Here is a 25,806-nt window from a genome sequence, read left to right on the forward strand (position 1 = left end):
CTTCCATCTGCTCAGCAAGCTCTACGAGCGCACCAGCGTCATCATCACCACAAACCTCAGCTTCTCAGAATGGGCGCAGGTATTCGGAGACGCAAAGATGACCACGGCTCTCTTGGATCGGCTTACCCACCGCTGCCACATCCTCGAAACTGGCAACTACAGCTACCGCTTCAAGGCCAGCTCCGAGTCTGCAAAGAAAACACGAAAGGAGACCAAAACGTTGACCACGTCATAAACCACGACGCATAACCGAGGGTGGGTCAAATCTCGGTGAAAATACCGGGTCAGTTCTCAGTGACAATCAACAGGATAGCGTTTTCGAAGTTGGTTGCGGCGCAGGCTTTGCCAGCGCATTCCTTCAATCCGAGATTGCTGGCGTGTCCGTCGGTGGCATTGACGCCGCGCCAAACCTTGTCGAAATTGCCTCCGAACTCACGGGGGCCGAGTTCGTCTGCGGGAACTACCTAGATACAGAGGGGCGTCCCGAAAACGATCTTGTCATCTGCGATTTTGGCTTCGACCTTGCAAATTTCCATCCCTCTCGCAAACCACATGGAACTGCGGTCGCTGGTCAATATGAATACTGTCTAGGTTGCAGTGAGGACTTCGTTCCGCAGTTTGCACCGTACTTCGCAGCTTGGAAGGCTTGGATGCGCCCGACGGGGCGTTTGGCAGTAGTCGGGCGCTTCCAGAACGTCGGTATGGTGCTGGCCGCCGGGCGCGCGGCTGCGAGCTGTGGCCTTGGCCTCGTGGATGATCTTTCGACCAAGTTGAAGGTCGACACACCTGTCGGCAAGCAAGCGTTCCCGGCGCTGGTGTTCGAAGGTTCCTTTGAACCGACCTTCACGCCTGAAGATGCAGCCAGGGTCTACGCACGCTGATCACTGCAGTCGTGGCCGCCCTTCCAGCGCCTCCGCGCGCTCTAGCATCCGTACCGCGTCCCGCAGGCTCATGCGGCGTCCCGTCATCCGGGGCGCCATCACAAGCACCTCGCAGACGGCCTCCAGCGCTTCCTGCGACAGTTTCATCTCCAGCCCGCGCCGCACGGCGAAGTCGTGCAGCTGCGCCAGAGAGATGTCCTGAACCTCGACGATCTGACAGCGAGACAGGAACGGCTCGGGCACCGTGTCGATCTGGTTGGCAGTGAAAAGCCAGGAGAAGTGACTCATGTCGAACGCCACGCGGAAATAGGGGCAATTCCAGGCGCGGGCCGAGCCAGGCTCCATCAGCCCAAGCATGGCCTCGGTCAAGGAAAACACCCGCCCGCTCGTGGATTTCTCGAAGCCGGCCTTGCAGATCTCATCCACCACGAAGATCGGGTTGGCGATGCGGTGATCCAGCAGCAGGTTCACCGGCCGCCCTGGCTGTGAACTGCCCCAGCCACGTTCAACGCCTGCGATCTCGAACCCTGCACCGCCCGCGCCCGCATCGCTCTGCCCCATCGGCAGCTTGAGGCGTTTGGCCAAGGACCGCGTCCATGCGCTCTTCCCGATCCCCGGTGGACCGTTGAGCAGCAGGGGTTGGATCTTGATCGGGGTGCCGCGACGTGCGGCGCGGCGCAGATCATGCCAGGCGGTTTCCGTTGCCCGTCCCATCCATGGCATCTCAGCATGCAGCGCCGCGGCGACTTCGTCCGCCCAATGCTCGGACGGCGCCATGATGGCCCGCATGCACGCTTCTTTCGGGCTGAGACGCTTGCGGTCGTCGTCCTTCAAATGCGCCGTCCCGCTTGCCCGGTTGCGTTTGGCCACCAGGCAGCGCACGCGATCCGCGATTGCCACTTCGTCCTTGTAGGTCAGCTCGCTGCCGGGAACCGCCGCGTCGCTGAACTCGGCCTCAATGTCGTCCAGTTCGGCAGACCACTCGTCATCGCCAACGAGCTCTCGCGTGATTTTTCGCGCTCGGAATTCCTGGAGAAAACTGCGCAGGCGCTTTTTCATCGCAACGTGATCGGTGCTGAACTCTCGCACCTGGATAATCTGGATCTTGGTCATGGAGGTCTTCCGTCGTGGGCCATGGGGAATGAACCCCGCAAAGCGGGGCAAGGGGCGGATCAGGCGCGCCCCGTATGAGGCCGATGGGAAGATGCTGTGTCATGCGGTAGAAGAAGGCGTTCTCAGGCAGAAAGGTCAAGCCCGGCCACCTTCCATGCAAAACGCCGCCCCGATCGGAGCGGCGTTTTTCGCGGTCACGTAAAATCAATGACTTATCCAAAGGTGGCAGAGCAAGACCTGTCAAGTGGCAGCCAAAAACCCCCGAATGGCAAAATTACCCTGGTGATTTCAACAGCCACCAAGGCGAGTGTTTGCGCTGGATCAGGCGTTGAACAGGAAGTGCAGGACGTCACCGTCCTTTACCTCATATGTTTTGCCTTCAACGCGGAATTTACCGGCTTCTTTTGCCCCGGCTTCGCCTTTACCAGCGATATAGTCGTTATAGGCAATGGTTTCGGCCCGAATAAAACCGCGTTCAAAATCGCCATGAATGACGCCGGCCGCAGCTGGTGCCAAAGTGCCTTTCAAGATCGTCCAGGCGCGCGCCTCTTTTGGGCCAACCGTAAAATAGGTTTGCAGGTTCAGCAGGTCATAGCCCGCGCGGATCAAACGGTCCAGGCCCGCCTCTTCCAGCCCCATCTCTTCCAAGAACATCTCGGCCTCATCGGCGTCAAGCTGGCTGATCTCCTCTTCGATCTTGGCCGAAATGACCACAGTGCCCGCGCCCTGAGCCGCCGCCATCTGCGCGACTTTCTCGGATAAGGAATTGCCGGTCGAGGCGGAGCTCTCTTCGACATTGCACACATATAAGATGGGTTTCGCCGTCAAAAGCTGCAGCATGCGCCATGCTTTTTGGTCATCTTCAGCGACCTCAACCGTGCGCGCAGGGCGGCCCGATTCCAACGCCTCTTTGGCTGATTGCAGCAGGCGCTCTTGATCTTTGGCCTCTTTGTCGCCTCCGCGGATTTTCCGCACCAAATTGGCAAGGCGCTTTTCGACCGATTCCAGATCCGCGATCATCAGCTCGGTCTCAATGGTTTCGGCATCAGCCACCGGATCAATGCGACCGTCGACATGGGTCACATCATCATCTTCAAAACACCGCAGCACCTGTGCAATCGCATCAGTTTCGCGGATATTAGCCAGAAATTGGTTGCCCAGGCCTTCGCCTTTGGATGCACCCTTCACCAGACCTGCGATATCGACGAATGTCATCCGCGTCGGAATGATCTCTTTTGAGCCCGCAATTGCGGCCAGCTTATCCAGACGTTCATCGGGCACCGCGACCTCACCGACATTGGGTTCAATCGTGCAGAAGGGGAAATTCGCCGCCTGTGCCGCCGCCGTTTTGGTCAGCGCGTTGAACAGGGTCGACTTGCCGACATTCGGCAGACCCACGATACCCATCTTAAAGCCCATCACGCTCTCCTAACGGCCAAAGTTTCGCGCTTCTTAAAGATCTGCACGCCTGTGTGCAAGAACACCAAGCCCAAGGCGCACCTCATTTCGCGCCCAAAGCCGCCGGGGTTGTCAACAATATAGGCCCCGGCACGTCCCCATCGCTGGACATCGGCCGATGGTTACGCGAAAAGAAGCGAACTTCTAGGGAGATCGCCATGACCGGGACGCGTATCGACGCCAAATTTTCCGCGCTGAAACAGCAAGGCAAGAAAGCCTTTGTTGCCTATATCATGGGTGGCGATCCCGACCCTGCCACGTCATTAGAGGTAATGAAGGGGCTGCCGGCGGCAGGTGTTGATATCATTGAGCTGGGAATGCCCTTCACCGATCCGATGGCCGATGGCGGCACGATTCAGCTGGCTGGTCAGCGCGCGCTGGACGGTGGCATGACCTTGCAAAAGACATTGGATTTGGCACGAGAATTCCGCAAGACCGATGACACAACACCGATCGTAATGATGGGATATTACAACCCGATCTACAGCCGCGGGGTTGAGACCTTCTTACAAGATGCCAAAGCTGCCGGGATCGACGGGTTGATTGTTGTCGATCTCCCCCCCGAGGAAGACAGTGAGCTGTGCTTGCCAGCACAGGCTGCGGGGTTGAACTTCATTCGTCTGGCCACCCCTACCACCGATGACAAACGCTTGCCCAAGGTGCTGCAAAACACCTCTGGCTTCGTGTATTATGTGTCCGTGACAGGGATCACCGGCGGGGCTGCAGCACAGGTTGATACGGTCGGCCCAGAGGTGGCGCGGATCAAAGCCAAGACCGATTTGCCGGTTATTGTTGGTTTTGGCATCACCACCCCCGATGCCGCGCAAGCCATTGCCGGTTGCGCCGATGGCTGTGTGGTGGGCTCAGCCATTGTGCAGCAGATTGCACAGGGCAAGCCAGTTGCACAGGTACTGTCCTTTGTTGAAACACTGGCCAGTGGGGCGCATCGCGCCTAAAATCAGTGTCGAGGCGAGGTTTCGCGCAAAAGCACAAGGGTTTAGGGGGGGGGCGCTGCCCCCTTTTGGGCCATACGGCCCAATTCACCCCCGGGATATTTCAGGCAAGATGAAAGATGACCAGTCTGCGTTTGGGGCGTCGGCTGTTCACTGTCCGACCCGCCACACGACGCAATTTCGACCATTGGCTTTTGCATCATAAAGCGCTGTATCAGCGCGATGTAGGACGTCATCGACCTGACATTCTTCGCATCGATATGGAACGACACCAAAGCTGGCGGTGACACAGGCGGTGCCGCGGCGCGTTTCGATTGCCATATTGGCGATCGCGTCGCGCATATGTTCAGCGATTGCGATACCGTCTTGCATGTTGTGATCGGGAAGCGCCATCATAAACTCATCGCCACCGAAACGGGCCACAAACCCTGTTGCGCGGCTGTGGTCGCGCAGGCCATGCGCCACGGCGATCAACACCGCATCCCCACCGCTATGGCCGAAATTATCATTGATGGCTTTGAAATAATCGATGTCGATTGCAATGATTACCCCCGTTTGGGTGTTTTTGCCCCGGTGCGTAGATGGTGCCATACTGGTAGACATGCGCGCATAAAACCGGCTGCGATTGTCGATCCCGGTCAGGAAATCACGCTGGCTTGCCAGATGCTGTTCATAGGATGCCAGAAAATAGGGTCGTAGATGGATGAAAAAGACCATCCCGGTCAGCGTCCCGGTAAGGAAAGTGATCAGCGAAGCCTGTGGCCACAGATCCGCATAGGATGCGCGCCCCAAGACCAGATATGCGATGATATTCGCAATCACCAAAGCACAGGCGGTCGAGCCACAGATATAGGTTATTATGATCCTCCAAACGGTGCGGGGCATCACTGTCATCTTTGAAACCATATTTCCAATCGAACGCGCCAATTCGGCGGCGGGCGCATATATTGCTAGGTAAGGGTAAAATTATCTGTATCGATACGCCGCTTGGGCCCTATGTGGATCGTCATTATACCAAACGGTTCAAAAATCCTGCGCATTGTGACGGGCGGTATGGTATTCCTTACCCGTTGTGATGGCTGTTCCTAAATACCACTGCCATGACGGCTGAAAATGCAGGCAAATTAAATTGGGCTTGTATTTATGGGCGATTGCGGGTAGTGGCCCGGGTTCGTGGGTCGCACCCTTGGAGGCGGCCATGACTTTTATATTGGAGATTAGCTAATGGCTAAAGAGATCGAAACGATCGAAGCCGTCGTGCGTTCGGGGACAGGCAAGGGGGCCGCTCGTCAGGCACGTCGTGAGGGCTATGTGCCCGGTATCGTCTACGGTGACGGCAAAGACCCGCTGCCGCTGAACTTTGACTATAACAAGCTGCTGAACCGCCTGCGCAAAGGCCGTTTCATGTCCACCCTGTTCAACCTGTCGGTTGAAGGTCAGGAAGATGTGCGCGTGATCTGCCGTGGCGTTCAAAAAGACGTTGTCAAAGATCTGCCGACCCACATCGATTTCATGCGCACGCACCGCGCGTCGCGCATTTCGCTGTTCGTGCATGTTGAGGTGATCAACCAGGACAAATCCCCGGGCATTAAGCGCGGCGGCACGTTGACCCTGGTTCGCCCTGAAGTCGAACTGAACGTTTTGGCCGGTGATATTCCTGATCAGATCGTTGTCGACCTTGAAGGCAAGCAAATCGGCGATGTGATCCACATCTCTGACGTGCAGCTGCCAGAAGGCGCGAAAGCGACCATCGACCGTGACTTCGTGATCGCAAACGTGACCGCGCCGAAAGGCTTTGGTGGCGGTGCTGACGAAGAGACAGAAGACGCAGCGGAAGAGTAATCTTCGCGACAGTCTTTATGGTTTAGGAACGCGGGGCCAATCATCATTGGCCCCGCGTTTTCTATGTGACATCGTGTCAGCAGCCGCAGTTTTCCGCTATGGCATCTGCCTGGTCGGCGCGATGACCGGCAAAGGCAAATCCTTCAAATTCCCACCCCATCAAACCACCAAGCATCAATTTGACCGGACGCCCCAGCTGCGCAAGTCGCAGCGCTGCCTGTTCCGCCGCATTACAATGCGGCCCCGCACAATAGGTGACAAAAAGAGTCTGCATCGGCCATTCTTGCATGCGTTCTGCGGTGATCAGACGATGCGGTAAGAACACTGCGTTGGGGATGTGGCGTTTGGAAAATGTGGCCTCGGTGCCCATTGTATGCAACAGCACAAATCCCGGATCTTTTTGTGATGCGAAAGCGGAATGCACATCAGAGCAATCCGTATGCAGCGCGCATTGCGGCTTGAGGATGGATACAACCTCTGCCGATGGCAGCGCAGGATAGGTCAAAACTGCGTTCATTGGGGCTCCCCATGCTAAAATACCCAGATCACCATTCCTGCGCCCGCAGAGCAGTAGCAAGGGCCGAAATGCATCTTCCCTATGTCAGGGCGGACGGCGCGGGTGGATCCGACCGGGCGCGACAGCTATGCCGCATGATGCGCGAAGGCACGCCCGACACGTGAAGACTAAAAGGCTGATGCCACCCTGTCACGAATTTATTGCGCGGCTCTCGCAGCATTGTGCGGCGCGGGCTGTGGGGGTGGCACCGGTGCCTATGACGGAATAAATGCGCTGCGCGGATCTTCGATGCGGGCGGTCTGTGCAATGGTTGCAGGTTCCAATAGCACCACTTTGCAATTGTCTGTCAGCGCAACCGGACAATGTTCCACACCATGGGGCACGACAATAAATTCGCCTTCATTGACCACCTCTTCACGGTCGCGAAACCGCATCAACAGGCGCCCGCGATGCACCAGAAACAGCTGATCTTCGCGTTCATGAAAATGCCATGCGGCTGCACCCCTAAATTTGGCCAGTTTGATCTGCATGTCATTGACCTGGCCTGCAACGCGGGGTGCCCAGGCCTCCGTAACACTGCCAAATGCCTCATCCAGCGCATGTTTCCCAAAAGGCGACAAATGGCCGTTCAACTCTGCGACATCGCGGACAATGGCCGAAAGCTGCGCCTCAAGCGTTTTTGTTTGTGCAGGGTAATCACCATCCAGCGCGGCAGTGCCAATGGTGAACCCCGCCGCCCCTGCCCCGCGCACCAAGGCGATACGGTCCTTATCCGCGATTGAGCCCGCCACGATCACTGGCTTGCCCGCCGCAGCGCAAACCGCTGAAATCAGCGCAGGGATATCAGGCAAAGGCGAACGATAGGCCAGCAGATCCAGCCCATGCACCCCCTCGCGGGAGGCAAGGTCTTTGGCACTTGTGGCGATCTCTTCGATCGTGCCTTCCAATATGCTTGGATGGCCAACGATATGGCCCGGGAACGGATAATATTCGATCCCCGTGTCGCGCAACACGGGCAAAACATCCTCAACCCGGGTGCCCCCCAACAAGATATCGACACCAATATCAACGGCGGCTTTGGCCGATGCTACCTCGCTGTCGCGGTCCAGCGACACGACCTCCAGATAGGATGTGGCACCGCTTGCCTTGATCGTCGCGTTCAGCGCCTTAAGATCATCGACCGGCAGGCCGATATCCTTAAACCCGATATGGCGCACCCCAAGCGAGAGCGCCTGCGCCAGGTGCTCAGCCGCGTCCTTTACCGTGCGATCATTTCGGGTGAGCATGAATATAAAGCGCAAGCCCATCAGGCAGCCTCCTGTTATCGAATTGGGGTCGCAACTGGGCGACGGGCATTTTCGACAACCTTAGACCGGCCTGTGGTATCTGCAATCCCTGTCCGCCAATGCCTGCGCCGCGCATGCAAGGCACGGCGGATCGGACACGGCCCCGGCCGGGTGCGCAAGGCGCCCCGCCCGAGGCCCCCATTCGTTCAAACGCTGACGACCTGACGCAATGTATCGCGCGTCAGCTCGGCTTTGGTGCCCTGCATCGCAACCTCACCACGGCGCAGCACATAGAATTGATCACCAAGATCATGCGCAAAGTCGAAATATTGCTCCACCAAGATGATCGCCATATCGCCCTTTTCACGCAGATAGGAAATCACCCGTCCGATCTGCTGGATAATATTGGGCTGAATTCCTTCGGTCGGCTCATCCAATAGCAACAGCTTTGGCTTGGTCAGCATCGCACGGGCGATAGCCAATTGCTGCTGCTGCCCGCCAGACAGATCGCCACCGCGACGATGCAGGAATTCCTTTAATATCGGGAACAGCTCATAGATCTCATCCGGGATGAAATGCTCCGCTCTTGGCAGGCAGGCAAAAGCAGTTTCCATGTTTTCCTGCACGGTCAACAATGGGAAAATCATCCGCCCTTGCGGCACATAGCCCACGCCGGCACGCGCCATCGCCTGTGGCGGCACGCGCCCCATGTCTTGGCCGTCCAACTGCACCCCCCCACCCGAGCGGATATGCGTGCCCGAAATTGCCTTCAGCAGCGATGTCTTGCCCACGCCATTGGTGCCCATAATGCAGGTCACCTCACCCGCGCGGGCCTCTAGGTCAATGCCATGCAGGATCTGAGAACCACCATAGTGGAGCGTCAAGTCTTTGGTTTTTAACATATTACCGCCCCAGATAAACTTCGATGACACGCGGATTGGCCGTCACATGATCCAATGAGCCTTCGGCCAGAACCGAGCCCTCATGCAGCACAGTGACCCGGCAATTCAAACGCCGGACAAATTCCATATCGTGCTCGACCACAACAACCGCACGGGTTTTCGCCAGCTCCACCAACAGCGCGGTGGTCTGTTCGCGTTCGGCCAAAGTCATGCCGGCGGCAGGTTCATCGACCAGTAACAGCCGTGGCTCTTGTGCCAGCAGCATACCGATTTCCAGCCATTGTTTTTGGCCGTGGCTTAGCTCACCGGAGGGACGGTCCAACGCATCGGACAGCCCGACCTGCTGCGCCAAGGCGACCACGCGATCACGGTCCGCCTGCCGTGGCTTCCAAAAGAGCACTTTCCAAGGCGCACGATCGGCCTTCAGCGCCATCATCAGGTTATCTGCCACCGATTGATCTTCAAACACAGTTGGGCGCTGAAATTTTCGACCCACACCTGCCTGAGCGATCTTACTTTCGTTCAGCTTTAGCAGATTTTGCGACATCTCCCCCCACAGCACCTTGCCTTCATCAGGTTTGGTTTTGCCAGTGACGATATCCATGAATGTGGTCTTGCCTGCCCCGTTTGGACCAATGATCGCGCGCAGCTCTGCCGGGCCGATGGTGAAGGATAAGTTATTGATCGCACGGAACCCGTCAAAGGTGACAGAGATCCCCGAGACTTCCAAAAGTTGGCTCATTTTTGGATCTCCTTTTTGCGCAGACCGCCAAGCCATGAGATCAGTCCTGCGATGCCTTGTGGTGCCAGCAAGGTGACAAGGACAAAGGACAGACCCAATAGGACAGACCACCAGTCCACCCATTTGACCGTGTAAAAGCCCAGGTTGATGTCGGGGGCTTTGCCGCCGGTGAACCATGTCGATACCAGAGAGACAAAGGCCGCCCCCAAGACGGCGCCGTAAAGTTTCCCACGTCCGCCAATTGCAACCCAAACCGCCAGATAGATCGATGCGATCGGGGCGATTTCAGCCGGATTGATGATCCCGGCCTGCGGGTAATACAGCGCCCCGGCAATGGCAGCGATCACCGCCGTCAGCGTAAAGACGAACAATTTGTAGCTTTCGACGGAATAGCCCAGAAAACGCACGCGTGCCTCATCATCGCGGATGCCACGGATGACCGAACCAAACTTGCCCGACACCACCCAATTGAGCAGCATGTAGCCCAGCCCAAGCGCCAGGGCGGAGCCCCAGAGGAACCACACCGAGACCGCGGCCTGGCCTACGCTGTCCAACCCGGGAATATTTTGCAAACCAGACAATCCGTTATTGCCGCGCAGCCCGGAATCGTTTTGGAACAGATAAAGCGAAAGCGCCAGCGTGCCAGCCTGTGTCAAGATCGATAAATACACGCCAGTGACGCGCGATTTAAACGCCAGCCATCCAAAGATCAGCGCCAGAATTCCAGGCACCAGCACAACCAACGCAAGCTGCGCAGGCAAGGAGCCTGCGAAATGCCAGACCATCGGCAGCTCGGACGTGCCCACCACGCCAAAGATCTGATTGGTGACAGCGTCTTGGATTTCTTGTGGCGTCATCGGCAAGGCGCCGCTTTGGGTCAGCACGATGTCTTGGGTACGTGCATACATAAGCCACATGCCGATCATATAGCCGCCCAGCCCGAAGAAGGCGAAATGACCCAGGCTAAGAATGCCCGTAAACCCCCAAATCAGGTCCATCGCGAGCGCGATCAGACATAGGCACAGGGTTTTGCCCAATGTTTTGATCATCGAAGTGGAGATAAGGCCGGTGCCATAGGCCTCAGACAGCACCGTGATGACAAGTGTGAACAGGGCCAAACAGGAGATGAAAATCAGCACATTGGGGTTTTTGGAAATGAAACCTTGTTTCATAAGCGACACTCCCTTTGGTGGGCGGGGTCAGGGGCGCTGCCCCCGCTGGCCATGCGGCCAGCCCCCCCGGGATATTTAAGGCAAGATGAAAGCGCAAAAGAGACGAGATATGTCATGGCGATCAATCCCCTGCCGCCCGGCCTTTGAGCGCGATGATACCGCGCGGCCTGAATTGAATGAAGATGATGATGAACAAGATCATATAAGTTTGCGCGGCGAGCGTGTTGGAAGGGTTGAAGAATTCAATCCCCTTTTGCAGCACGCCGATAAGCGAGGCCCCCGCGAGCGTGCCCCAGATATTGCCCACACCGCCGACGACAACGGTCATAAAGCTTTGCACGATGTAATCGGAGCCCAGCTCGGAGGTGACTTTGGCGAAGAGCCCGATGGCAACGCCCGCAATACCGGCAATGCCTGAGCCAAGACCAAAGGTCAGCATATTGATACGGTCGGGGTTGATCCCCATGCTGGCGGCCATGGAGGGGTTTTGGGTGACCGCGCGGACCTCTAGCCCAAGGCGGGTTTTCTTCATCACGTAGAGGAACAGAGCCAGAAAGATGAGGGCGAGAACAAAAATTGCGATGCGGATATAGGAAATCGACACCACATCATTGAGCGCCCATTGCCCATCAAGCCATGAAGGAGATGTCAGCGGGCGGGCCTGTGTACCGAAGATATTTTTGAACAATTGCTGCAGCGCAATAGAAATCCCAAATGTGGCCAGAAGCGTTTCCAAGGGACGTTTATACAGGTGGCGGATCACCAGACGTTCCATTGCGACACCGGCGATGAAGGTGATGGCGAAAGCCAGCGGCAATGCAACAATGATCGACGCAGTGTAATCGGTGATATAGAGCTGCACCACATAGCCGGTATAAGCACCCATGGTGATAAATTCGCCATGGGCCATATTGATCACGCCCATAACGCCGAAGGTGATCGCCAGGCCGATGGCTGCAAGAAAGTAGATCGAGGCCAATGAAATCGCGTCAAGCCCCAGATCCGCAGCCTGCATTGCAGCCACTTTCATATCAATGGTTTTCAGGGCCATAGCGGCAGCGGTTGTGACATCGGCATCGGGATCGGCGTAGATTTCGGCAAAGCTATAGCCGCTCAGGCGATCTGCAATATCCGCATCCGTTGCCGCGGCCTGCGCCTGCCCCTGTGCCACCAAGGCGCGATAAGCGGCGATGCGTTTGTCTGGATCATCAAGCTGGAACACCGGGATGCCGCCAACTTGTCCATCGGAAATATTATCCTCCAGCGTGCGGCGCAGATCTGCGGCGGTCAGTCGGGCGGGCTGAAGCCCTGCGTCGATCAACAGCTGATAGGCCTGGGTTTGGTCAATATCTTGTCCCGGTGTCAGCGTCCGGGCGATGTTTCCTGTCGGCGCGCCCTTAAACGCGCGTGTGGTCGTGGATGTGATCGGATTGAGCGCGGCGCGCAAATCAAGGCTAAGATCTGCGCCCATGTCATTTATCGCATCCACGCGGGCTTGCGCTGTTTCGCCAAAACGGATGGTCAGCAACCGTTCGATACGCTGTTTGCGCGCAAGCAGAGCCGGATCTTCCTCTTGTTCGAGGGACGCGCGCAAAGGCGCCAGCTGACTGGCATCAGAATTGCGTTCCAAGCTGTCAAGGGCGGCGGCGCGGATGGTCGGATCCGCCGCATTAAGCTGAAATTCCACAAGCGCGGAATTGATCAACCCGCGCACACCCGAATTGGGTTTGATTTCGTTGATATCGCTGCGTGGGGCTGTGCCTGATGGCTCCCCGGTAATCGGATTGAACAGCGCGTAGACATCGCCCTGACGGTCAAGTTTGAAAATCGCGCCATCGCTTTCGCGTTGGCCCAATTCACGCGCTTCCCATGCGGTCAGAAAAGCAGCCGCATCTTCGCCTTCCGCCGCGATCTGGTCGATGACTGGTCCGATGGTCTGGCGTGAGGGTTTGGCAATGTCCGCACGGTTTGCAGCAATCACAGCGGCCAGACCGCTAAGCTGCGCTTCGGTGACACTATCCGCTGGGACATCATTCGCGAGGACGTCGGGGGTTGCGACTTGGGCAAGGCCGGATGTCGTAGACAGACACATCCCCAAAGCCAGCGCCGAAAGGAAACTGCGCATTATCTCTCCAATACAGAAGAAAAAAGAGGGGGCACATGGCCCCCTCTTTTGAACCGTTCACATCGATAAAAGCCTCGTCGGAATTAGTAGTTCGACTTTTGCTGAACACAGCTTTCGGATTCGGTATTATACATGCCGCAATCCAAATCGATCCAATCGGATTTCAGCACAGCGGATTCAGGCAAGAAATCGGTCCATGCATCGCCTGGAACCGGGTCGGTCTCTGAAATGATGTCAAACTGACCATCTTCCAGGATTTCACCAATCAAGACCGGCTTCGTCAGGTGATGGTTTGGCAACATCTTTGCGGTGGAACCAGTCAGGTTCGGGAATTCTTGTCCCACCATCGCCGTGGTCACAGCATCCACATCGGTGGTGCCTGCCGCTTCAACCGCATTCACCCACATGTTGAAGCCGATATAGGTGGCTTCCATCGGGTCATTGGTCACGCGGTTTGCGTCGCCAGTAAATTCATGCCAGGCGGTGATGAACTCTTCATTCTCGGGTGACTCGGCGGATTCAAAATAGTTCCACGCCGCCAGATGACCGACAAGGTTGGTAGTATCTAGACCCGACAGCTCTTCTTCACCCACTGAGAAGGCGACGACAGGAATGTCTTCCGCCGCGATGCCCTGGGCAGCCAGCTCTTTGTAGAAGCCGATATTGGCATCACCATTGATCGTCGAAATCACGCCGACTTTCTTGCCATCCGCACCCAGTGCCTTGACATCGGACACGATGGTCGACCAGTCGGAATGACCAAATGGCGTGTAGTTGACGAAGATATCTTCAGCCGGGATGCCTTTGTCTTTCAGATAGGCTTCAAGGATATTATTCGTGGTGCGCGGATATACATAGTCCGTGCCCAGCAGCGCGAATTTCTCAACACCCAATTCTTCCAGGAAATAATCCGTGGCGGGAATGGCCTGTTGGTTTGGCGCAGCACCCGTGTAGAAGACATTCTTGGAGGATTCTTCGCCCTCATATTGCACCGGGTAGAACAGCAGGCCGTTCAGTTCTTCAATGACCGGCAAGACGGATTTGCGTGACACAGAGGTCCAGCACCCGAACATGACATCCACGCCTTCATCAGAGATCAGCTCACGTGCTTTTTCTGCGAAGAGCGGCCAGTCAGAGGCCGGGTCAACGACAACGGCTTCCAGCTGCTTGCCCAAGATCCCGCCTTTTTTGTTCTGCTCTTCGATGAGCATCAAAACGGTGTCTTTCAGCGTGGTTTCCGAAATCGCCATCGTGCCCGACAGCGAATGCAAAACGCCGATCTTGATCGTGTCTTCTTGTGCATAGGCACCGCCGGCGGCAAACACTGTCGCAAGGGCTGCGCCCATCAAATATTTCTTCATCCCGGTCATGGAGTGTCCCTCTGGATAATCGCACGCCCTAAACCCGTCAGGGGGCGAAAAGTCTTTTGAAAATCGTTTTGTTCAGGCTCTTTGATGGCCCGACCACAGCAAGCCGCAGCCGCGCCCATGTCGCAATCGTGAGCGCGGCTGACAACAAGAAGCGGCGTCACAAACCCGCAATACCGCACAATAAATACGCATAATTAATGCCTTTGGCTAACGAATAGGCGGCCAGATGATGTCTCTTGATGGAAAAATAAGCTATTATTGTGAATCATGCCGGGATAGCAGCCGGCTGCAATCCACCTTCTCGGATCAGAAAATCAACAATTTTCTCAACCCCGTGACCCTGCTTTAACCGCGCCAGAACATAGGGACGCTGGCCCCGTGCAGCCTGTGTGTCACGTTCCAACAGATCGGTATCGACCCCAACATAAGGCGCAAGATCTACCTTATTGACCACTAACAGATCAGAGCGTGTAACCCCCGGCCCACGTTTGCGCGGGATATCCTGCCCAGCTGCGGTATCAATGACATAGATCGTCAGATCGGCCAGTTCGGGACTGAATGTCGCGGCCAGATTATCGCCACCTGATTCAATTAAGACCAAATCCAGATCTGGGAACGCTTTGTTAAGCTCCGCAATAGCCGCAAGGTTGATCGACGCGTCTTCGCGGATGGCTGTATGGGGGCAGCCACCTGTTTCGACCCCGCGGATACGACTGCCCGGCAACACCTGGGCGCGCATCAGCGCCTCGGCATCCTCTCGGGTATAGATGTCATTCGTCACGACCGCCATCGACAGTCGATCGGCCAGCGCCCGGCACAGCTGCTCGGTCAATGTCGTTTTTCCAACGCCGACCGGGCCACCGATACCCACTCGCAAAGGTCCGTTTGCCATATTTGCCTCCTACAGCCGCATCTGATCAGGTCTTGAACAGACGCACATCCATCGTTTCATGCAACATCGCGGCCATATCCGCGCGAAAGGCGGATTGCGTGATGTCTTCCGTCTGCGCCACAGCCGCGCGGGCTGCAATATCTGCAATCCGCTCATGTTGTGCCGCCAAAGCGCGCTGGCCCTGTGCCTGTCCCAGCGGGACAAACCGCACCGCAGCCGAGGTCAGGTTAGATGCAAACCCGTGCAGATAGACCGCAATGATCTGCGCAGCAGTCAGGTCAAGCTCGCGCGCCCCCTGCGCCACTGCCAATGGTAGAGCAAGCGGCGGCCCCAAATCAGTGCCCAACATCGCCGCCCGTGCCTTTTGAAACGCCTCACCTTGCTGCATCGTTTCAGACAGCCTCTCTGCACTGGGCGCCAAGGCACGCGCGATTTGCCCCAGCGCGTCCAAATCATCCCCGCGCAGCCCACACGCCAGAAGCACGGCATCCGACCAGCCCGCGCCATAGGTCAACACATCGCTCAACCATTGCGTCAGCTGCGCTTCGCTGGCCAATTCGCCAGCGCCAATGGTGTGTTCCAACCCGTGGCTATAGGCGAAGGCCCCAGTGGGGAATGCCGGTGACATCCATTGCACCAACGACAACAGCGCGGTTGTTTCAGTCATGTGAATGCGTGTGGCCATGATCATGGCTGTGCGAATGAGAATGATCGTGGTGGCTGTGGCTGTGGTCATGACTGTGACCGTGGTCGTGCCCCATCGTGCGGCCCATCCCATAGGCGCCGCCTTCGGGTTGAAACGGCGCAGCCTGACGCGTTAACTTTGCGCCCAAACCCTGTAACATCGCTTCTAAAACATGGTCTTGGCGGATCACCAAACGGTCTACACCGATCTGGCAGGGCGTATGCCGATTGCCGATATGCCAAGCCAAGCGCGCCAAATCGCCCTGAACGATGACCACTGGCTCTGCCGCACAGGTCACGCCAATCTGGCGCCCGTCGTCCAGAACAAATGCCTCGCCGCCGGTCAGATTCGTCGTTTCGGGTAAGTTCACCAGAAAGCTCTCGCCTGTATCGGCGGTCAACCGTTTGCGGCGCAAAAACCGACCCTCGTAATCCAAAGATACCTGCCCTGCCGCCGGCCCAGCCTGTTCGCTGGGCAAAATTTTTACCGCCTGCTGCAATTTTTCCATCGTTACATCATCTTTCCTAAACCCGTTTGGGGATTTGTTAATCAACGCCCGCCTAATCTATCGCATCGCAGTCGCTTGGAACCTGATCCATGTTTGTTAAATCCCCCGCTGATGAGCTGGCCGAAATTCGCGCCGAAATTCAACGTCTGAAAGCCCGCGAAGCGGAGCTGAGGGAAGCGTGGCTGACCGATGCCGATATGCCTAAGATCGGCCGCTGGAATAAGGTGGAGCTGGTGACGCATCGCCAAAACATTTTCGATCCGCGCCTGCTGCCTGACGATATCCGCCATAATCCGGCCTATACCCGCGAAAAGGTCACGCGCACGCTCACATTGCGTAAGAAATCCGCGCTGGGTCCAATGGATACGCCCAAAACCACCACCACGCAAAGCGCGAAACCGGCCGCGCCAAGGGCGCGATTGTTTGCTGGCATGCGCGCGCATTGACACGCAGGCATTAAATTTGCGTAACATTCACCCCTGCGTCAGTAGAGAAAATAACGCTGCGCCAAGGGCAGGCTGGTCGCCGGTTCACAAGTCAGCAGCTCGCCATCTGCGCGCACCTCATAGGTTTCGGGATGCACTTCGATTTTTGGCGTTGCGGCATTGTGGATCATCTGCGCTTTGCCGATCCCGCGCGTGCCTTGAACCGCCAGCACCTCTTTCTCCAGCCCCAAGGCCGCTTTGACACCATTGGCCTGCGCCGCCTGCGACACAAACGTGGCCGAAACCGATGCCAGCGCCTTACCATATGCCCCAAACATATTGCGGGTATAGAAGGGCTGCGCCGGGATTGATCCGTTGGGATCGCCCATCTGCGCGCTGACAATCATACCGCCCATCAACACCATTTCAGGTTTGGCGCCAAAGAACGCCGGATTCCACAGCACCAGATCAGCACGTTTTCCTACCTCAATTGAGCCGATATGCTGCGAAATCCCATGGCAAATCGCAGGGTTAATCGTATATTTCGCAATAAAGCGCCGCACGCGCATATTGTCATTCGCGCCGGTTTCTTCGGCCAAGCGTCCCCGTTGTTTCTTCATCTTATCCGCGGTCTGCCAGCAACGGATGATAACTTCGCCCACGCGCCCCATCGCCTGACTGTCCGAGCTGATGATCGACATCGCACCCATGTCATGCAAGATATCTTCGGCCGCGATGGTTTCTTTACGGATACGGCTTTCGGCAAAGGCCACATCTTCGGGCACTTTATTATCCAGATGGTGACAGACCATCAGCATATCCAAATGCTCTTCAATCGTGTTTCCGGTATAGGGCCGGGTGGGGTTGGTCGACGATGGGATCACATTGGGTTCCGACACGACCTTCAAGATATCAGGCGCGTGGCCGCCCCCTGCCCCTTCGGTATGAAACGCGTGGATCGTGCGGCCCTTGATCGCGGCGAGTGTATTTTCCACAAACCCGGATTCGTTAAGCGTATCGGTGTGGATCATCACCTGCACATCCATGTCATCTGCCACCGACAGACAACAATCAATCGCGCCCGGGGTCGTGCCCCAATCCTCGTGTAGTTTCATCGCACAGGCACCGGCATCGACCATCTCCACCAGCGCCTCTGGCTGTGAGGCATTACCCTTTCCCGACAGTGCCAGATTCATCGGAAAGGCTTCAAACGCCTGCAACATCCGACTGATATGCCACGGCCCCGGCGTGCATGTGGTGGCCAATGTGCCATGTGCAGGGCCGGTCCCGCCGCCCAGCATCGTTGTCATGCCAGAGGCCAGCGCATCCTCTAGCTGCTGCGGGCAGATAAAGTGTATGTGTGCATCCATTCCCCCGGCCGTCAGAATCTTGCCTTCACCTGCGATCACCTCGGTGGGCGGACCGATGATAATATCCACGCCGGGCTGTGTATCAGGATTGCCAGCCTTGCCAATCGCACAAATCCGTCCATTCTTCAGACCCACATCTGCCTTGTAAATCCCGGTGTGGTCCACGATCAGCGCGTTTGTGATCACAGTGTCAACGGCGCCACCGGCCCGACTGATCTGCGATTGCCCCATCCCGTCGCGGATCACTTTGCCGCCGCCGAACTTGACCTCTTCGCCATAGGTGGTCAGGTCGCGTTCAACCTCGATAATCAGGTCTGTATCGGCCAATCGCACCTTGTCACCCACTGTGGGGCCAAACATATCGGCATAGGTCGCGCGGGAAATTTTCGCAGGCATCGTTTTCTCCTGTCGGATGCGCCACAGGCGCGAATTGTCTTATTTAGGCAGGCTCGGACCACGTTTGCCCAGCCGTTTTACATTTGCAGCCGTCTTGCGGCCCACCGGACGCAGGCCTGCGCTGGCAATTTTATCCATGGATTTTCCAGAAAGCATGGCCTGCGACATTGCCCCCATGGCTGCCACCGCAGCTTGCTGTTTTTCGGTCACCATTCGCATATTCTCGCTGGGTGTAACGGACCAAAAACCCGCCATTCCCGCGACGCGCATCGCAATCACCGATTGCGCTTCCATCGACATACGGGCGAAATCAAACCACAGGCGCAGACCATCATAGGGGTTCATAGGTGCAGGCATAATCAGTTCATCCTTTTAATTTGGCTGAGACATTTTGTGAAATACCAACACATACAACTGGTTAAAGGTCGCCCATAACATTTTGATTAAACCCAAAGACACGCCGTCCACCACGATATGGGACCAACTGGACCTCGCGCGATTGACCAGGTTCAAACCGCACCGCCGTGCCCGCCGCAATATCCAACCGATAGCCGCGCGCCGCAGCACGGTCGAATTCAAGCCCGGGATTGGTTTCTGCGAAATGATAGTGGCTGCCCACCTGGATCGGACGATCGCCCGTATTGGCAACCATCACTGTGATCGCCTCCAGCTCCGCATTCAATATCAAATCGCCTTCCGCGGGAAAGACCTCGCCCGGGATCACTTGCTCGTCTCCTGCCGGGCGCGTGCAGCGCGGCGTTCACGCAGTACCATGCGGCCCACCACCGCCACGCCCACCACGGCAGCGACGATCAGCGCAATATGGAAGGGGGAATGTAGAATATGGCCTGTGGTCAGCGCGTCATGGCTGTGATCGGCATGCGCCAATGCCACCGCCGGAATGACGCTGACAGCAACAGCGGAAAGAAGCGTTTTCATCGAATAAGCCTTTCTTTTCGGCACAATTAACGGATGGGATGATGAACGGTCACCAATTTGGTGCCATCAGGAAATGTGGCTTCGACCTGGATCGAATGGATCATCTGCGCGATACCATCCATACATTGATCTGCTGTGATCACCTCGGCGCCCGCCTCCATCAGATCCGCAACCGAGCGGCCTTCACGCGCGCCCTCTACGACGAAATCTGAAATGATAGCAATGGCTTCAGGGTGGTTCAGCTTCACACCGCGATCCAGACGCCCACGCGCCACCATCGCCGCCAGGCTGACCATCAGCTTTTCCCGTTCACGGGGGGTCAGGTTCATTATGTCCCTCGTTTCTTTAAATCTGCCACACGCGCGGGGGCACAGCCCCCTGGCGCAACGCGCCCATCAAACGCAAAATTTGCTTGCGCAATGGCCAATTGTCACGCGCCAAAAGTCTAATAACGCACTTTCCGTCGAAGCCCGATGCAGCACCTTCAACGCCAGGTTCTGTCAAAACCGCGCGCGCAGCGCCCACCGCATCCTCTGCCCCTTGGGCGCAAAGCACCATAGTCGCCAGTGCACGCGCCGTGCCATGCAGAGCAACGGAATCGGTGCGCGCCAAAACAGGCTGAGTCAGCGACAGCGGCTCAATCATCACTGGTTGTCCTGCCCTGCGAATCTCACGGCGATCGGAAAACCCTAATGTTTCAACGACTTCTCCCATCGCGTGGCGGCCCAACACCACCGCCTCCAACATCAGGCAGCCGGCATCGGCGTCCAGTTCGATCATGGTTTTCCGGTCAAGTTGTGCGTGATCAAATAAGATCGTCTCTTGCGGAAGCCAATCCAGCCAACCACCGGGACCAACGCGGTGATCCACCGTGACCCGCGCAGCCCCGCCATCTGCACGATAGGCCCGTTCCGCGGCCTGCGTGGTCGCAACCATTCGACCGTTTTCGATATCTGCTTGATAAGACAGGGTATCCCCTGATGTCAGCCCGCCGGACGTATTTAAAAACACCACTTCAGGGACCATGCCAACCCGTGGCAGGATCGCCTTGGCCGAGCCCTGCTGTCGTAATCCGCACAAGCGACCCGCGCGAAAGCGCACCATCGCAGCACCATGGCTGCGTTGCAAAATCTGACCGTGTGACGATGATATGCGCGTGTCGAACATTGGGCTCCTCTTGCGGGCATGAAAACGGGTGCACGGGCAAAGGTCCATGATCTGCATAGCCTATGCCGTGACGGCAGCCAAATCCCCTCCTTAATATGAGTAAAAAATAGACGCAACGGCGCATAAATGGGCAAACGCTAACCAAGCGGCCCCAAGCGGCGATCTTCGGACAGAACCACATTCGCTTCCACATGGCCAACGCCAGGCAAGGTCATAACACGCCTGCGCAGCACACGCTCGAAATCAGAAATATCGCGCGCCGTAACCCGCATTCGGTAATCGAATTGCCCCAGAACATGCTGAATTACCTGAACTTCTGGAATCGCACGGGCCGCGCGTTCAAAATCCTCCAAACTGACACGACCACGAGTCGCCAGTTTGATCCCCAAAAACACAGAAACGCCAAAGCCAAGCGCCGCGCGGTCCAGATCCAGCCGCTTGCCGGCAATGATCCCTGCATCCTCAAGCCGCTTGACCCGCCGCCAGCAGGCTGGTTGCGACAGGTTTAACCGCCGCCCAAGCGCTCCGGCATTTTGCGATGCATCCGCTGCCAGCGCACGCAAAATCGCCCGATCCAAGTCATCCAGCGCAATCATAGTGGCAGCTCCGACGTGTCTTTCACCCAACCGATCAACATCAACGCGTCGGTTTCTTGTATATGCGGAAGGGTCAAAATCTGCGTCCGATAGATTGTTTGATAATGCGCCATATCGCGCGCGATGACATTCAACCGCGCATCCGTTTGTCCAAGAAACGTCTGAATTTCAATCACTTCTGGAACAGCGCGGGCCGCCTCCAAAAATTCATCAAAAGCCCGCGGATTGGTCTTATCCAGCACGAAGCGCAGCGATACTTCGACCTCCCACCCCAAGGCACGCCAATTGATCTTGGCGCGAACCCCCTCAATCACGCCATCACTGCGCATTTTTTCAATCCGCCGCCAGCAGGTCGCTGCCGTCACCCCGGCAAGCTGTGCCAAATCGGCATTTGGCAAAGTGGGATCCGCCAGCATATGGCGCAAAATCCTGCGGTCTGTATCATCTATTGGCATGAATTATCCAAATAATCATTTTATTGCGAATACATTTTCTCTCAAATCGGAAAATAACTCAATAAAAGAACGCGTCATGGCAATAAAATCCGTAATTTACCGTTGTAACCTATCTGGAGGAAAAAACATGCGTGTGTTTTATGATCGCGATTGCGATGTGAACCTGATCAAAGAGAAAAAAGTCGCGATCTTGGGCTACGGCAGCCAAGGCCACGCGCATGCGCTGAACCTGCGCGACTCCGGTGCGAAAAACATCGTTGTTGCCCTGCGCGAAGGATCGCCCTCCGCGAAAAAATGTGAAGCCGAAGGCCTGCAGGTCATGGGTATCGCAGAAGCGGCAGCATGGTGCGATGTGATCATGTTCACGATGCCCGACGAGCTTCAGGCAGAAACCTATAAGAAATACGTCCATGACAACCTGAAAGAAGGTTCGGCCATCGCATTCGCACACGGCCTGAACGTTCATTTCGGCTTGATCGAACCCAAAGCCGGCGTTGACATCATCATGATGGCCCCCAAAGGCCCGGGCCACACCGTGCGTGGCGAATACACCAAAGGCGGCGGCGTGCCCTGCCTGTTCGCCGTTGAAAACGATGCGTCGGGCAAAGCGCAAGATATCGCCCTGTCCTATTGCTCCGCCATCGGTGGCGGCCGTTCGGGAATCATCGAGACCAACTTCCGTCAGGAATGCGAAACCGACCTGTTTGGTGAGCAAGCGGTTCTGTGCGGCGGCATCGTTGAATTGATCCGTTGCGGCTTTGAAACGCTGGTCGAAGCAGGTTACGAGCCTGAGATGGCCTATTTCGAATGCTTGCATGAAACCAAGCTGATCGTCGACCTGATCTATGAAGGCGGCATCGCGAACATGAACTATTCGATCTCGAACACCGCGGAATATGGTGAATATGTTTCTGGCCCACGCGTCCTTCCCTACGCAGAAACCAAACAGCGTATGAAAGACGTTCTGACCGACATTCAGACCGGTAAATTTGTACGGGACTTTATGGTCGAAAACGCAGTTGGTCAGCCGTCGTTTAAAGCAACGCGCCGCATCAATGATGAACACCAGATCGAAAAAGTCGGTGAAAAACTGCGCGCGATGATGCCGTGGATTTCCGCGGGCAAAATGGTGGACAAAGAGCGCAACTAAGCGCCCCTTTCCTTTGCTTCAAGAAAAGGCGCCCCCATCGGGCGCCTTTTTGCATGCCCTTTGTGATCTGCCCGCCCAGCGACCACGCCCGTCAGGCAACGCGCTGCGCATGACCAACCAGCAAAGGTCCCTCCCCCAAATCCACAGAAGGGATCAACCGCCACGCGCAAAATGCCGCCCAACTTTCGGGTTGGGTCATGTGGAACCTGGCACTTCTTGGATCGGGCAAGGCCGCACCTGCAGCACGCGCCTTTGCCTCCGCACGCGCTGTACGAATAATATCTTCGGCACGACGCGCCTGACAGGTATCGACAGCATCCATCAACCCACGCCATCCAGCGTGCAAATCAACCCCCGCACTATCAAACAGGTCCGAATAAGCATCTGGCAGAAGATCCGGTGCACAAAATCGATTTAATTCGCTCAGACAACAGCTTAGGTCACGCCGTGCTGCGGCCAGCCGATCGGATGCGGCGTCGCGTTGATCTGCTTGATGCGCCAATTCAACGGGAAGGCTTTGTTCGTGTTCGATCAAATCATCCCAAAGCGTAGCCACATTCCCTTCCAGACCGGCGTCGGTGCTATGCATCATCGCCAGCTCGGTCTCGACCGCAACCAAAGTGGCCCGCAACGCGTCAATTCGACCAAGAGCGGCGATCTCTGCCATCTCGCAAACAGCAATATCACGCGCCGCAGCAGCGATTTGAACAATCGCCTGAACGACGCGCTGCAAACGTCGGTCAACGGTGGCATGACGCGCCGCTGCGCCCACTGCCATCCATTTCGCATCTTGATACATTTCCGCCATCTGCAATCCTCCGATTTCGGGGCCAACGCCCACTTGACGCAGGGGAACATTGCGCGAACGCGGTGAACAAAAGATTAAATCAATCTAAGGTTGTTCTATTTTTGTTCTAAAATGCAAAAAACCGCCGGACCCCGGGTCCGACGGCTCCAATTTGTGTTCGATTATAGTCAGATCAAAAACTGTAGCCCAATCAGACCGAGCGGATGATCTTGGCAAGCGGGTCGAACATCTCGCCATTGGTTGCAATCACAGATTTCGATTCAAAGATATCACGGCCTTCGCGCACCGGGCCAACAAAGCCACCGGCCTCTTTTACGATCACCAGACCTGCGGCGATATCCCACGGGTTGATCTCACGCTCCCAGTAGCCTTCGTAACGGCCTGCTGCAACATAAGCCAAGTCCAGCGAGGCTGCACCCCAACGCCGCACGCCCGCACATACCGGCATCAGCTTGGCAAAATCTTTCAACGTCGCCGGAAGGGTGGATTTTCCAGCGAAAGGCACGCCACAGGCAAACACGGATTCGATCATGTTGCGACGCCCCGAAACGCGCAGGCGCGTCTCATTCATAAATGCGCCAAAGCCTTTTTCGGCAAAAAACATCTCATCTTTGGCGGCATCGAAAATGACACCCGCGATGATTTCACCCTTATGCTCCAAGGCGATGGACACGGCCCAATGCGGCATACCGTGCAAAAAATTTGTCGTGCCATCCAGCGGATCCACGATCCAGCGCCGCGTTGGGTCTGCCCCGGCTTCCTCACCGGTTTCTTCCCCCAGCCACCCATAGGATGGGCGTGCGGCTTGCAGATCTTCTTTGATGATTTGCTCCGCTTCGCGGTCGGCGCGGGTCACGAAATCCCCCGGACCTTTGGAAGACACCTGAAGGTTCTCGACTTCGCGGAAGTCCTTCACGAGCGCACGACCCGCCTTACGGGCAGTCTTGATCATCAAATTGAGATTGGCAGTGCCTTGCATGCGGAGGGCTCCTTAGATTCAAGGCGTTCGGTTACACCGTCAGCCGCGGGAATCCAAGAGTTTTACACCTTGGATTATGCGATAATGCTTAAGTAATGCCGGTTGGGCGGTGTGTTCCCCGCCAAAACCCGCGCCGCACGGCCTAAGCACGTTGCAGCTTGACCGGTTCGCTGCGTGCCAATCGCAGGAAATGCGCCATATAGGGGGCTGTTGCATCATCGCTGCGGGTGGCGGCATACAGGCGTTTGGTCAGCCCGTGTTCGGTCACAGGACGGGTGATATAATCAGGTTGATATTTCGCCTCGCGCAGCACCCAATCGGGCAGCACCGACACACCGCGCCCCGAAGCCACCAACATCAAAATCACCGCAGTCAATTCCACCTGACGGCGCGCCGCCGGTTCAATCCCGGCTGGGATCAACACTTGCGAATAGATATCTGAGCGTGCGCGATCAATGGGATAGGTGATCAGCGTTTGATCCGCAAAATCTTCTGCCGTGACAAATTTCCGCCCTGCCAATGGACTGTTCGCCGCCGCGATAAAAGTGGGTGAATAATCAAATAGCGGGTTAAACGTGATCCCATCCAGCTTTTCAGGGTCGGAAGAAATCACCAGATCCACCTCCTCCCGGTCCAGTGCAGGCAGGGCGCCAAAGGCCAGCCCGGGACGGATATCTATATCCACATCGGGCCAGGCGCGGCGGAACTGCTCTAACACCGGGAACAACCAATCATAACATGCGTGGCATTCAATCGCGATATGCAGCCGTCCGGCGCGACCATCCTCAATGGCGCGGAACTCTGCCTCGGTTGCGGCAACCTCTGGCAAGATTTTCTCTGCCAGGCGCAGCAACTTTTGTCCGGCAGCCGACAATTTCATCGGACGTGAACGGCGCACGAATAATTCCATGCCCGCTTGATCCTCCAGCCCCTTGATCTGGTGCGACAGGGCGCTTTGTGTTATGTGCAATTGACCCGCCGCACGGGCCAGCCCGCCTGAATCATGAATTGCCTTAATAGTGCGCAGGTGCCGAAGTTCGAGATGCATCTTGTTGCCGGGCTCATGTTGATCTTG

The 25,806-nt window shown here is 56.6% G+C and carries 30 protein-coding genes; 6 read left to right on the top strand and 24 right to left on the bottom strand.

Annotation, left to right across the window (positions count from 1 at the left end):
- Both BFP70_RS15920 and BFP70_RS20815 read left to right on the top strand, forming a co-directional pair.
- Nucleotides 1-235 (top strand): ATP-binding protein (locus BFP70_RS15920; protein ID WP_176715587.1); only part of this gene is annotated, 235 nt, incomplete at its 5' end.
- A 10-nt stretch (nt 236-245) separates the two neighbouring features.
- Nucleotides 246-881, top strand: coding sequence for a trans-aconitate 2-methyltransferase (locus BFP70_RS20815; protein WP_369820216.1), 636 nt, complete (start codon nt 246-248; stop codon nt 879-881).
- Here BFP70_RS20815 and BFP70_RS15930 read toward each other — a convergent pair whose 3' ends face one another.
- The gene (locus tag BFP70_RS15930) at nt 882-1,994 is read right to left on the bottom strand and encodes an AAA family ATPase (RefSeq protein WP_066012642.1); all 1,113 of its coding nucleotides are present in this window, start codon (nt 1,992-1,994) and stop codon (nt 882-884) included. It abuts the gene before it with no gap.
- A 321-nt stretch (nt 1,995-2,315) separates the two neighbouring features.
- Complete coding sequence (ychF, locus tag BFP70_RS15940; RefSeq protein WP_066012644.1) at nt 2,316-3,413, bottom strand: redox-regulated ATPase YchF; 1,098 nt, start codon at nt 3,411-3,413, stop codon at nt 2,316-2,318.
- A 197-nt stretch (nt 3,414-3,610) separates the two neighbouring features.
- Here ychF and trpA point away from each other — a divergent pair, with 197 nt between their 5' ends.
- Entirely contained in the window at nt 3,611-4,408 is a 798-nt protein-coding gene (gene trpA / locus BFP70_RS15945; RefSeq protein WP_066012645.1) for a tryptophan synthase subunit alpha, read from the top strand.
- Nucleotides 4,409-4,555: 147 nt separating this feature from the next.
- Here the strand turns inward: trpA and BFP70_RS15950 are convergent, their stop codons facing one another.
- On the bottom strand, nt 4,556-5,290 hold the full coding sequence (locus BFP70_RS15950) for a GGDEF domain-containing protein (RefSeq protein WP_066012646.1): 735 nt from the start codon (nt 5,288-5,290) through the stop codon (nt 4,556-4,558).
- Nucleotides 5,291-5,629: 339 nt separating this feature from the next.
- Here BFP70_RS15950 and BFP70_RS15955 point away from each other — a divergent pair, with 339 nt between their 5' ends.
- On the top strand, nt 5,630-6,247 hold the full coding sequence (locus BFP70_RS15955; RefSeq protein ID WP_066012647.1) for a 50S ribosomal protein L25/general stress protein Ctc: 618 nt from the start codon (nt 5,630-5,632) through the stop codon (nt 6,245-6,247).
- A 76-nt stretch (nt 6,248-6,323) separates the two neighbouring features.
- Here BFP70_RS15955 and BFP70_RS15960 read toward each other — a convergent pair whose 3' ends face one another.
- From BFP70_RS15960 to ureE, 10 genes are all read right to left on the bottom strand, one after another.
- Nucleotides 6,324-6,764, bottom strand: a complete 441-nt coding sequence (locus tag BFP70_RS15960) for a rhodanese-like domain-containing protein (protein ID WP_066012648.1) — start codon at nt 6,762-6,764, stop codon at nt 6,324-6,326.
- 254 nt (nt 6,765-7,018) lie between these two features.
- The gene (locus BFP70_RS21115; RefSeq protein WP_066012649.1) at nt 7,019-8,071 is read right to left on the bottom strand and encodes a cupin domain-containing protein; all 1,053 of its coding nucleotides are present in this window, start codon (nt 8,069-8,071) and stop codon (nt 7,019-7,021) included.
- 185 nt (nt 8,072-8,256) lie between these two features.
- The gene (gene urtE, locus BFP70_RS15970; RefSeq protein ID WP_066012650.1) at nt 8,257-8,952 is read right to left on the bottom strand and encodes an urea ABC transporter ATP-binding subunit UrtE; all 696 of its coding nucleotides are present in this window, start codon (nt 8,950-8,952) and stop codon (nt 8,257-8,259) included.
- Between the two features lies 1 nt (nt 8,953).
- Nucleotides 8,954-9,694, bottom strand: a complete 741-nt coding sequence (urtD, locus tag BFP70_RS15975; RefSeq protein WP_066012651.1) for an urea ABC transporter ATP-binding protein UrtD — start codon at nt 9,692-9,694, stop codon at nt 8,954-8,956.
- Complete coding sequence (gene urtC / locus BFP70_RS15980; RefSeq protein WP_066012652.1) at nt 9,691-10,866, bottom strand: urea ABC transporter permease subunit UrtC; 1,176 nt, start codon at nt 10,864-10,866, stop codon at nt 9,691-9,693. Before urtC ends, urtD begins: the two co-directional genes overlap by 4 nt.
- Nucleotides 10,867-10,987: 121 nt before the next feature.
- A complete protein-coding gene (urtB, locus tag BFP70_RS15985; protein ID WP_369820217.1) occupies nt 10,988-12,958 on the bottom strand; it encodes an urea ABC transporter permease subunit UrtB in 1,971 nt (656 codons plus the stop codon).
- Between the two features lie 116 nt (nt 12,959-13,074).
- Complete coding sequence (urtA, locus tag BFP70_RS15990; protein WP_369820218.1) at nt 13,075-14,352, bottom strand: urea ABC transporter substrate-binding protein; 1,278 nt, start codon at nt 14,350-14,352, stop codon at nt 13,075-13,077.
- Nucleotides 14,353-14,626: 274 nt separating this feature from the next.
- Nucleotides 14,627-15,253 (bottom strand): urease accessory protein UreG, encoded by a 627-nt coding sequence (ureG, locus tag BFP70_RS15995; RefSeq protein ID WP_066012655.1) that lies wholly within the window; start codon nt 15,251-15,253, stop codon nt 14,627-14,629.
- A gap of 25 nt (nt 15,254-15,278) precedes the next feature.
- A complete protein-coding gene (locus tag BFP70_RS16000; RefSeq protein WP_066012656.1) occupies nt 15,279-15,920 on the bottom strand; it encodes an urease accessory protein UreF in 642 nt (213 codons plus the stop codon).
- Nucleotides 15,913-16,446 (bottom strand): urease accessory protein UreE, encoded by a 534-nt coding sequence (gene ureE / locus BFP70_RS16005; RefSeq protein ID WP_066012657.1) that lies wholly within the window; start codon nt 16,444-16,446, stop codon nt 15,913-15,915. Before ureE ends, BFP70_RS16000 begins: the two co-directional genes overlap by 8 nt.
- An 89-nt stretch (nt 16,447-16,535) precedes the next feature.
- Between ureE and BFP70_RS16010 the strand changes: the two genes are divergently transcribed.
- Complete coding sequence (locus tag BFP70_RS16010) at nt 16,536-16,892, top strand: hypothetical protein (RefSeq protein WP_066012658.1); 357 nt, start codon at nt 16,536-16,538, stop codon at nt 16,890-16,892.
- Between the two features lie 38 nt (nt 16,893-16,930).
- Here the strand turns inward: BFP70_RS16010 and ureC are convergent, their stop codons facing one another.
- The 8 genes from ureC to BFP70_RS16050 all read right to left on the bottom strand — a co-directional run bounded on the left by ureC (nt 16,931) and on the right by BFP70_RS16050 (nt 21,794).
- Nucleotides 16,931-18,637 (bottom strand): urease subunit alpha, encoded by a 1,707-nt coding sequence (gene ureC / locus BFP70_RS16015; RefSeq protein WP_066012659.1) that lies wholly within the window; start codon nt 18,635-18,637, stop codon nt 16,931-16,933.
- Nucleotides 18,638-18,676: 39 nt separating this feature from the next.
- Nucleotides 18,677-18,994: a hypothetical protein gene (locus tag BFP70_RS16020; RefSeq protein ID WP_066012660.1), complete on the bottom strand. Its 318-nt coding sequence runs from the start codon at nt 18,992-18,994 to the stop codon at nt 18,677-18,679.
- A gap of 61 nt (nt 18,995-19,055) precedes the next feature.
- A complete protein-coding gene (locus BFP70_RS16025) occupies nt 19,056-19,361 on the bottom strand; it encodes an urease subunit beta (RefSeq protein ID WP_066012661.1) in 306 nt (101 codons plus the stop codon).
- Nucleotides 19,358-19,576 (bottom strand): hypothetical protein, encoded by a 219-nt coding sequence (locus BFP70_RS16030; protein ID WP_066012662.1) that lies wholly within the window; start codon nt 19,574-19,576, stop codon nt 19,358-19,360. The genes BFP70_RS16025 and BFP70_RS16030 overlap by 4 nt, the downstream gene beginning before the upstream one ends.
- Before the next feature lie 26 nt (nt 19,577-19,602).
- The gene (locus BFP70_RS16035) at nt 19,603-19,905 is read right to left on the bottom strand and encodes an urease subunit gamma (protein WP_066012663.1); all 303 of its coding nucleotides are present in this window, start codon (nt 19,903-19,905) and stop codon (nt 19,603-19,605) included.
- A gap of 16 nt (nt 19,906-19,921) precedes the next feature.
- Nucleotides 19,922-20,743 (bottom strand): urease accessory protein UreD, encoded by an 822-nt coding sequence (locus tag BFP70_RS16040; protein ID WP_141693238.1) that lies wholly within the window; start codon nt 20,741-20,743, stop codon nt 19,922-19,924.
- 137 nt (nt 20,744-20,880) lie between these two features.
- Entirely contained in the window at nt 20,881-21,339 is a 459-nt protein-coding gene (locus BFP70_RS16045) for an Lrp/AsnC family transcriptional regulator (RefSeq protein WP_066012664.1), read from the bottom strand.
- The gene (locus tag BFP70_RS16050) at nt 21,336-21,794 is read right to left on the bottom strand and encodes an Lrp/AsnC family transcriptional regulator (RefSeq protein ID WP_066012665.1); all 459 of its coding nucleotides are present in this window, start codon (nt 21,792-21,794) and stop codon (nt 21,336-21,338) included. The genes BFP70_RS16045 and BFP70_RS16050 overlap by 4 nt, the downstream gene beginning before the upstream one ends.
- Before the next feature lie 127 nt (nt 21,795-21,921).
- Here BFP70_RS16050 and ilvC point away from each other — a divergent pair, with 127 nt between their 5' ends.
- Complete coding sequence (ilvC, locus tag BFP70_RS16055; RefSeq protein WP_066012666.1) at nt 21,922-22,944, top strand: ketol-acid reductoisomerase; 1,023 nt, start codon at nt 21,922-21,924, stop codon at nt 22,942-22,944.
- A gap of 91 nt (nt 22,945-23,035) precedes the next feature.
- Here ilvC and BFP70_RS16060 read toward each other — a convergent pair whose 3' ends face one another.
- From BFP70_RS16060 to BFP70_RS16070, 3 genes are all read right to left on the bottom strand, one after another.
- Nucleotides 23,036-23,752 carry a hypothetical protein gene (locus BFP70_RS16060; protein ID WP_066012667.1) on the bottom strand — a complete coding sequence of 239 codons (717 nt, stop codon included), beginning with the start codon at nt 23,750-23,752 and terminating at the stop codon, nt 23,036-23,038.
- A gap of 190 nt (nt 23,753-23,942) precedes the next feature.
- A complete protein-coding gene (locus BFP70_RS16065) occupies nt 23,943-24,731 on the bottom strand; it encodes an inositol monophosphatase family protein (protein WP_066012668.1) in 789 nt (262 codons plus the stop codon).
- Nucleotides 24,732-24,873: 142 nt separating this feature from the next.
- Nucleotides 24,874-25,779, bottom strand: coding sequence for a LysR family transcriptional regulator (locus BFP70_RS16070; RefSeq protein ID WP_066012669.1), 906 nt, complete (start codon nt 25,777-25,779; stop codon nt 24,874-24,876).
- Between the last annotated feature and the right edge of the window lie 27 nt (nt 25,780-25,806).

The organism is Thioclava sp. SK-1 (genome assembly GCF_001705665.1).
In the GTDB taxonomy this organism is placed as follows: Bacteria; Pseudomonadota; Alphaproteobacteria; order Rhodobacterales; family Rhodobacteraceae; genus Thioclava.

Bases quoted from the DNA above. Each gene is read 5' to 3' on its own strand.
- BFP70_RS15950 (WP_066012646.1), bottom strand. From the start codon at position 5,290: ATGCCCCGCACCGTTTGGAGGATCATAATAACCTATATCTGTGGCTCG.
- BFP70_RS16020 (WP_066012660.1), bottom strand. From the start codon at position 18,994: ATGCCTGCACCTATGAACCCCTATGATGGTCTGCGCCTGTGGTTTGAT.
- urtD (WP_066012651.1), bottom strand. From the start codon at position 9,694: ATGAGCCAACTTTTGGAAGTCTCGGGGATCTCTGTCACCTTTGACGGG.
- ychF (WP_066012644.1), bottom strand. From the start codon at position 3,413: ATGGGCTTTAAGATGGGTATCGTGGGTCTGCCGAATGTCGGCAAGTCG.
- BFP70_RS16065 (WP_066012668.1), bottom strand. From the start codon at position 24,731: ATGCAAGGCACTGCCAATCTCAATTTGATGATCAAGACTGCCCGTAAG.
- BFP70_RS16010 (WP_066012658.1), top strand. From the start codon at position 16,536: ATGTTTGTTAAATCCCCCGCTGATGAGCTGGCCGAAATTCGCGCCGAA.
- ureE (WP_066012657.1), bottom strand. From the start codon at position 16,446: ATGGAAAAATTGCAGCAGGCGGTAAAAATTTTGCCCAGCGAACAGGCT.
- BFP70_RS15955 (WP_066012647.1), top strand. From the start codon at position 5,630: ATGGCTAAAGAGATCGAAACGATCGAAGCCGTCGTGCGTTCGGGGACA.
- ureG (WP_066012655.1), bottom strand. From the start codon at position 15,253: ATGGCAAACGGACCTTTGCGAGTGGGTATCGGTGGCCCGGTCGGCGTT.
- BFP70_RS16035 (WP_066012663.1), bottom strand. From the start codon at position 19,905: ATGAACCTGACCCCCCGTGAACGGGAAAAGCTGATGGTCAGCCTGGCG.
- BFP70_RS15930 (WP_066012642.1), bottom strand. From the start codon at position 1,994: ATGACCAAGATCCAGATTATCCAGGTGCGAGAGTTCAGCACCGATCAC.
- BFP70_RS16070 (WP_066012669.1), bottom strand. From the start codon at position 25,779: ATGCATCTCGAACTTCGGCACCTGCGCACTATTAAGGCAATTCATGAT.
- BFP70_RS16060 (WP_066012667.1), bottom strand. From the start codon at position 23,752: ATGGCGGAAATGTATCAAGATGCGAAATGGATGGCAGTGGGCGCAGCG.
- urtB (WP_369820217.1), bottom strand. From the start codon at position 12,958: ATGTGTCTGTCTACGACATCCGGCCTTGCCCAAGTCGCAACCCCCGAC.
- BFP70_RS15960 (WP_066012648.1), bottom strand. From the start codon at position 6,764: ATGAACGCAGTTTTGACCTATCCTGCGCTGCCATCGGCAGAGGTTGTA.
- BFP70_RS16040 (WP_141693238.1), bottom strand. From the start codon at position 20,743: ATGTTCGACACGCGCATATCATCGTCACACGGTCAGATTTTGCAACGC.
- urtC (WP_066012652.1), bottom strand. From the start codon at position 10,866: ATGAAACAAGGTTTCATTTCCAAAAACCCCAATGTGCTGATTTTCATC.
- urtA (WP_369820218.1), bottom strand. From the start codon at position 14,352: ATGAAGAAATATTTGATGGGCGCAGCCCTTGCGACAGTGTTTGCCGCC.
- BFP70_RS16030 (WP_066012662.1), bottom strand. From the start codon at position 19,576: ATGAAAACGCTTCTTTCCGCTGTTGCTGTCAGCGTCATTCCGGCGGTG.
- ilvC (WP_066012666.1), top strand. From the start codon at position 21,922: ATGCGTGTGTTTTATGATCGCGATTGCGATGTGAACCTGATCAAAGAG.
- BFP70_RS21115 (WP_066012649.1), bottom strand. From the start codon at position 8,071: ATGGGCTTGCGCTTTATATTCATGCTCACCCGAAATGATCGCACGGTA.
- urtE (WP_066012650.1), bottom strand. From the start codon at position 8,952: ATGTTAAAAACCAAAGACTTGACGCTCCACTATGGTGGTTCTCAGATC.
- BFP70_RS16000 (WP_066012656.1), bottom strand. From the start codon at position 15,920: ATGACTGAAACAACCGCGCTGTTGTCGTTGGTGCAATGGATGTCACCG.
- BFP70_RS16050 (WP_066012665.1), bottom strand. From the start codon at position 21,794: ATGCCAATAGATGATACAGACCGCAGGATTTTGCGCCATATGCTGGCG.
- ureC (WP_066012659.1), bottom strand. From the start codon at position 18,637: ATGCCTGCGAAAATTTCCCGCGCGACCTATGCCGATATGTTTGGCCCC.
- BFP70_RS16045 (WP_066012664.1), bottom strand. From the start codon at position 21,339: ATGATTGCGCTGGATGACTTGGATCGGGCGATTTTGCGTGCGCTGGCA.
- trpA (WP_066012645.1), top strand. From the start codon at position 3,611: ATGACCGGGACGCGTATCGACGCCAAATTTTCCGCGCTGAAACAGCAA.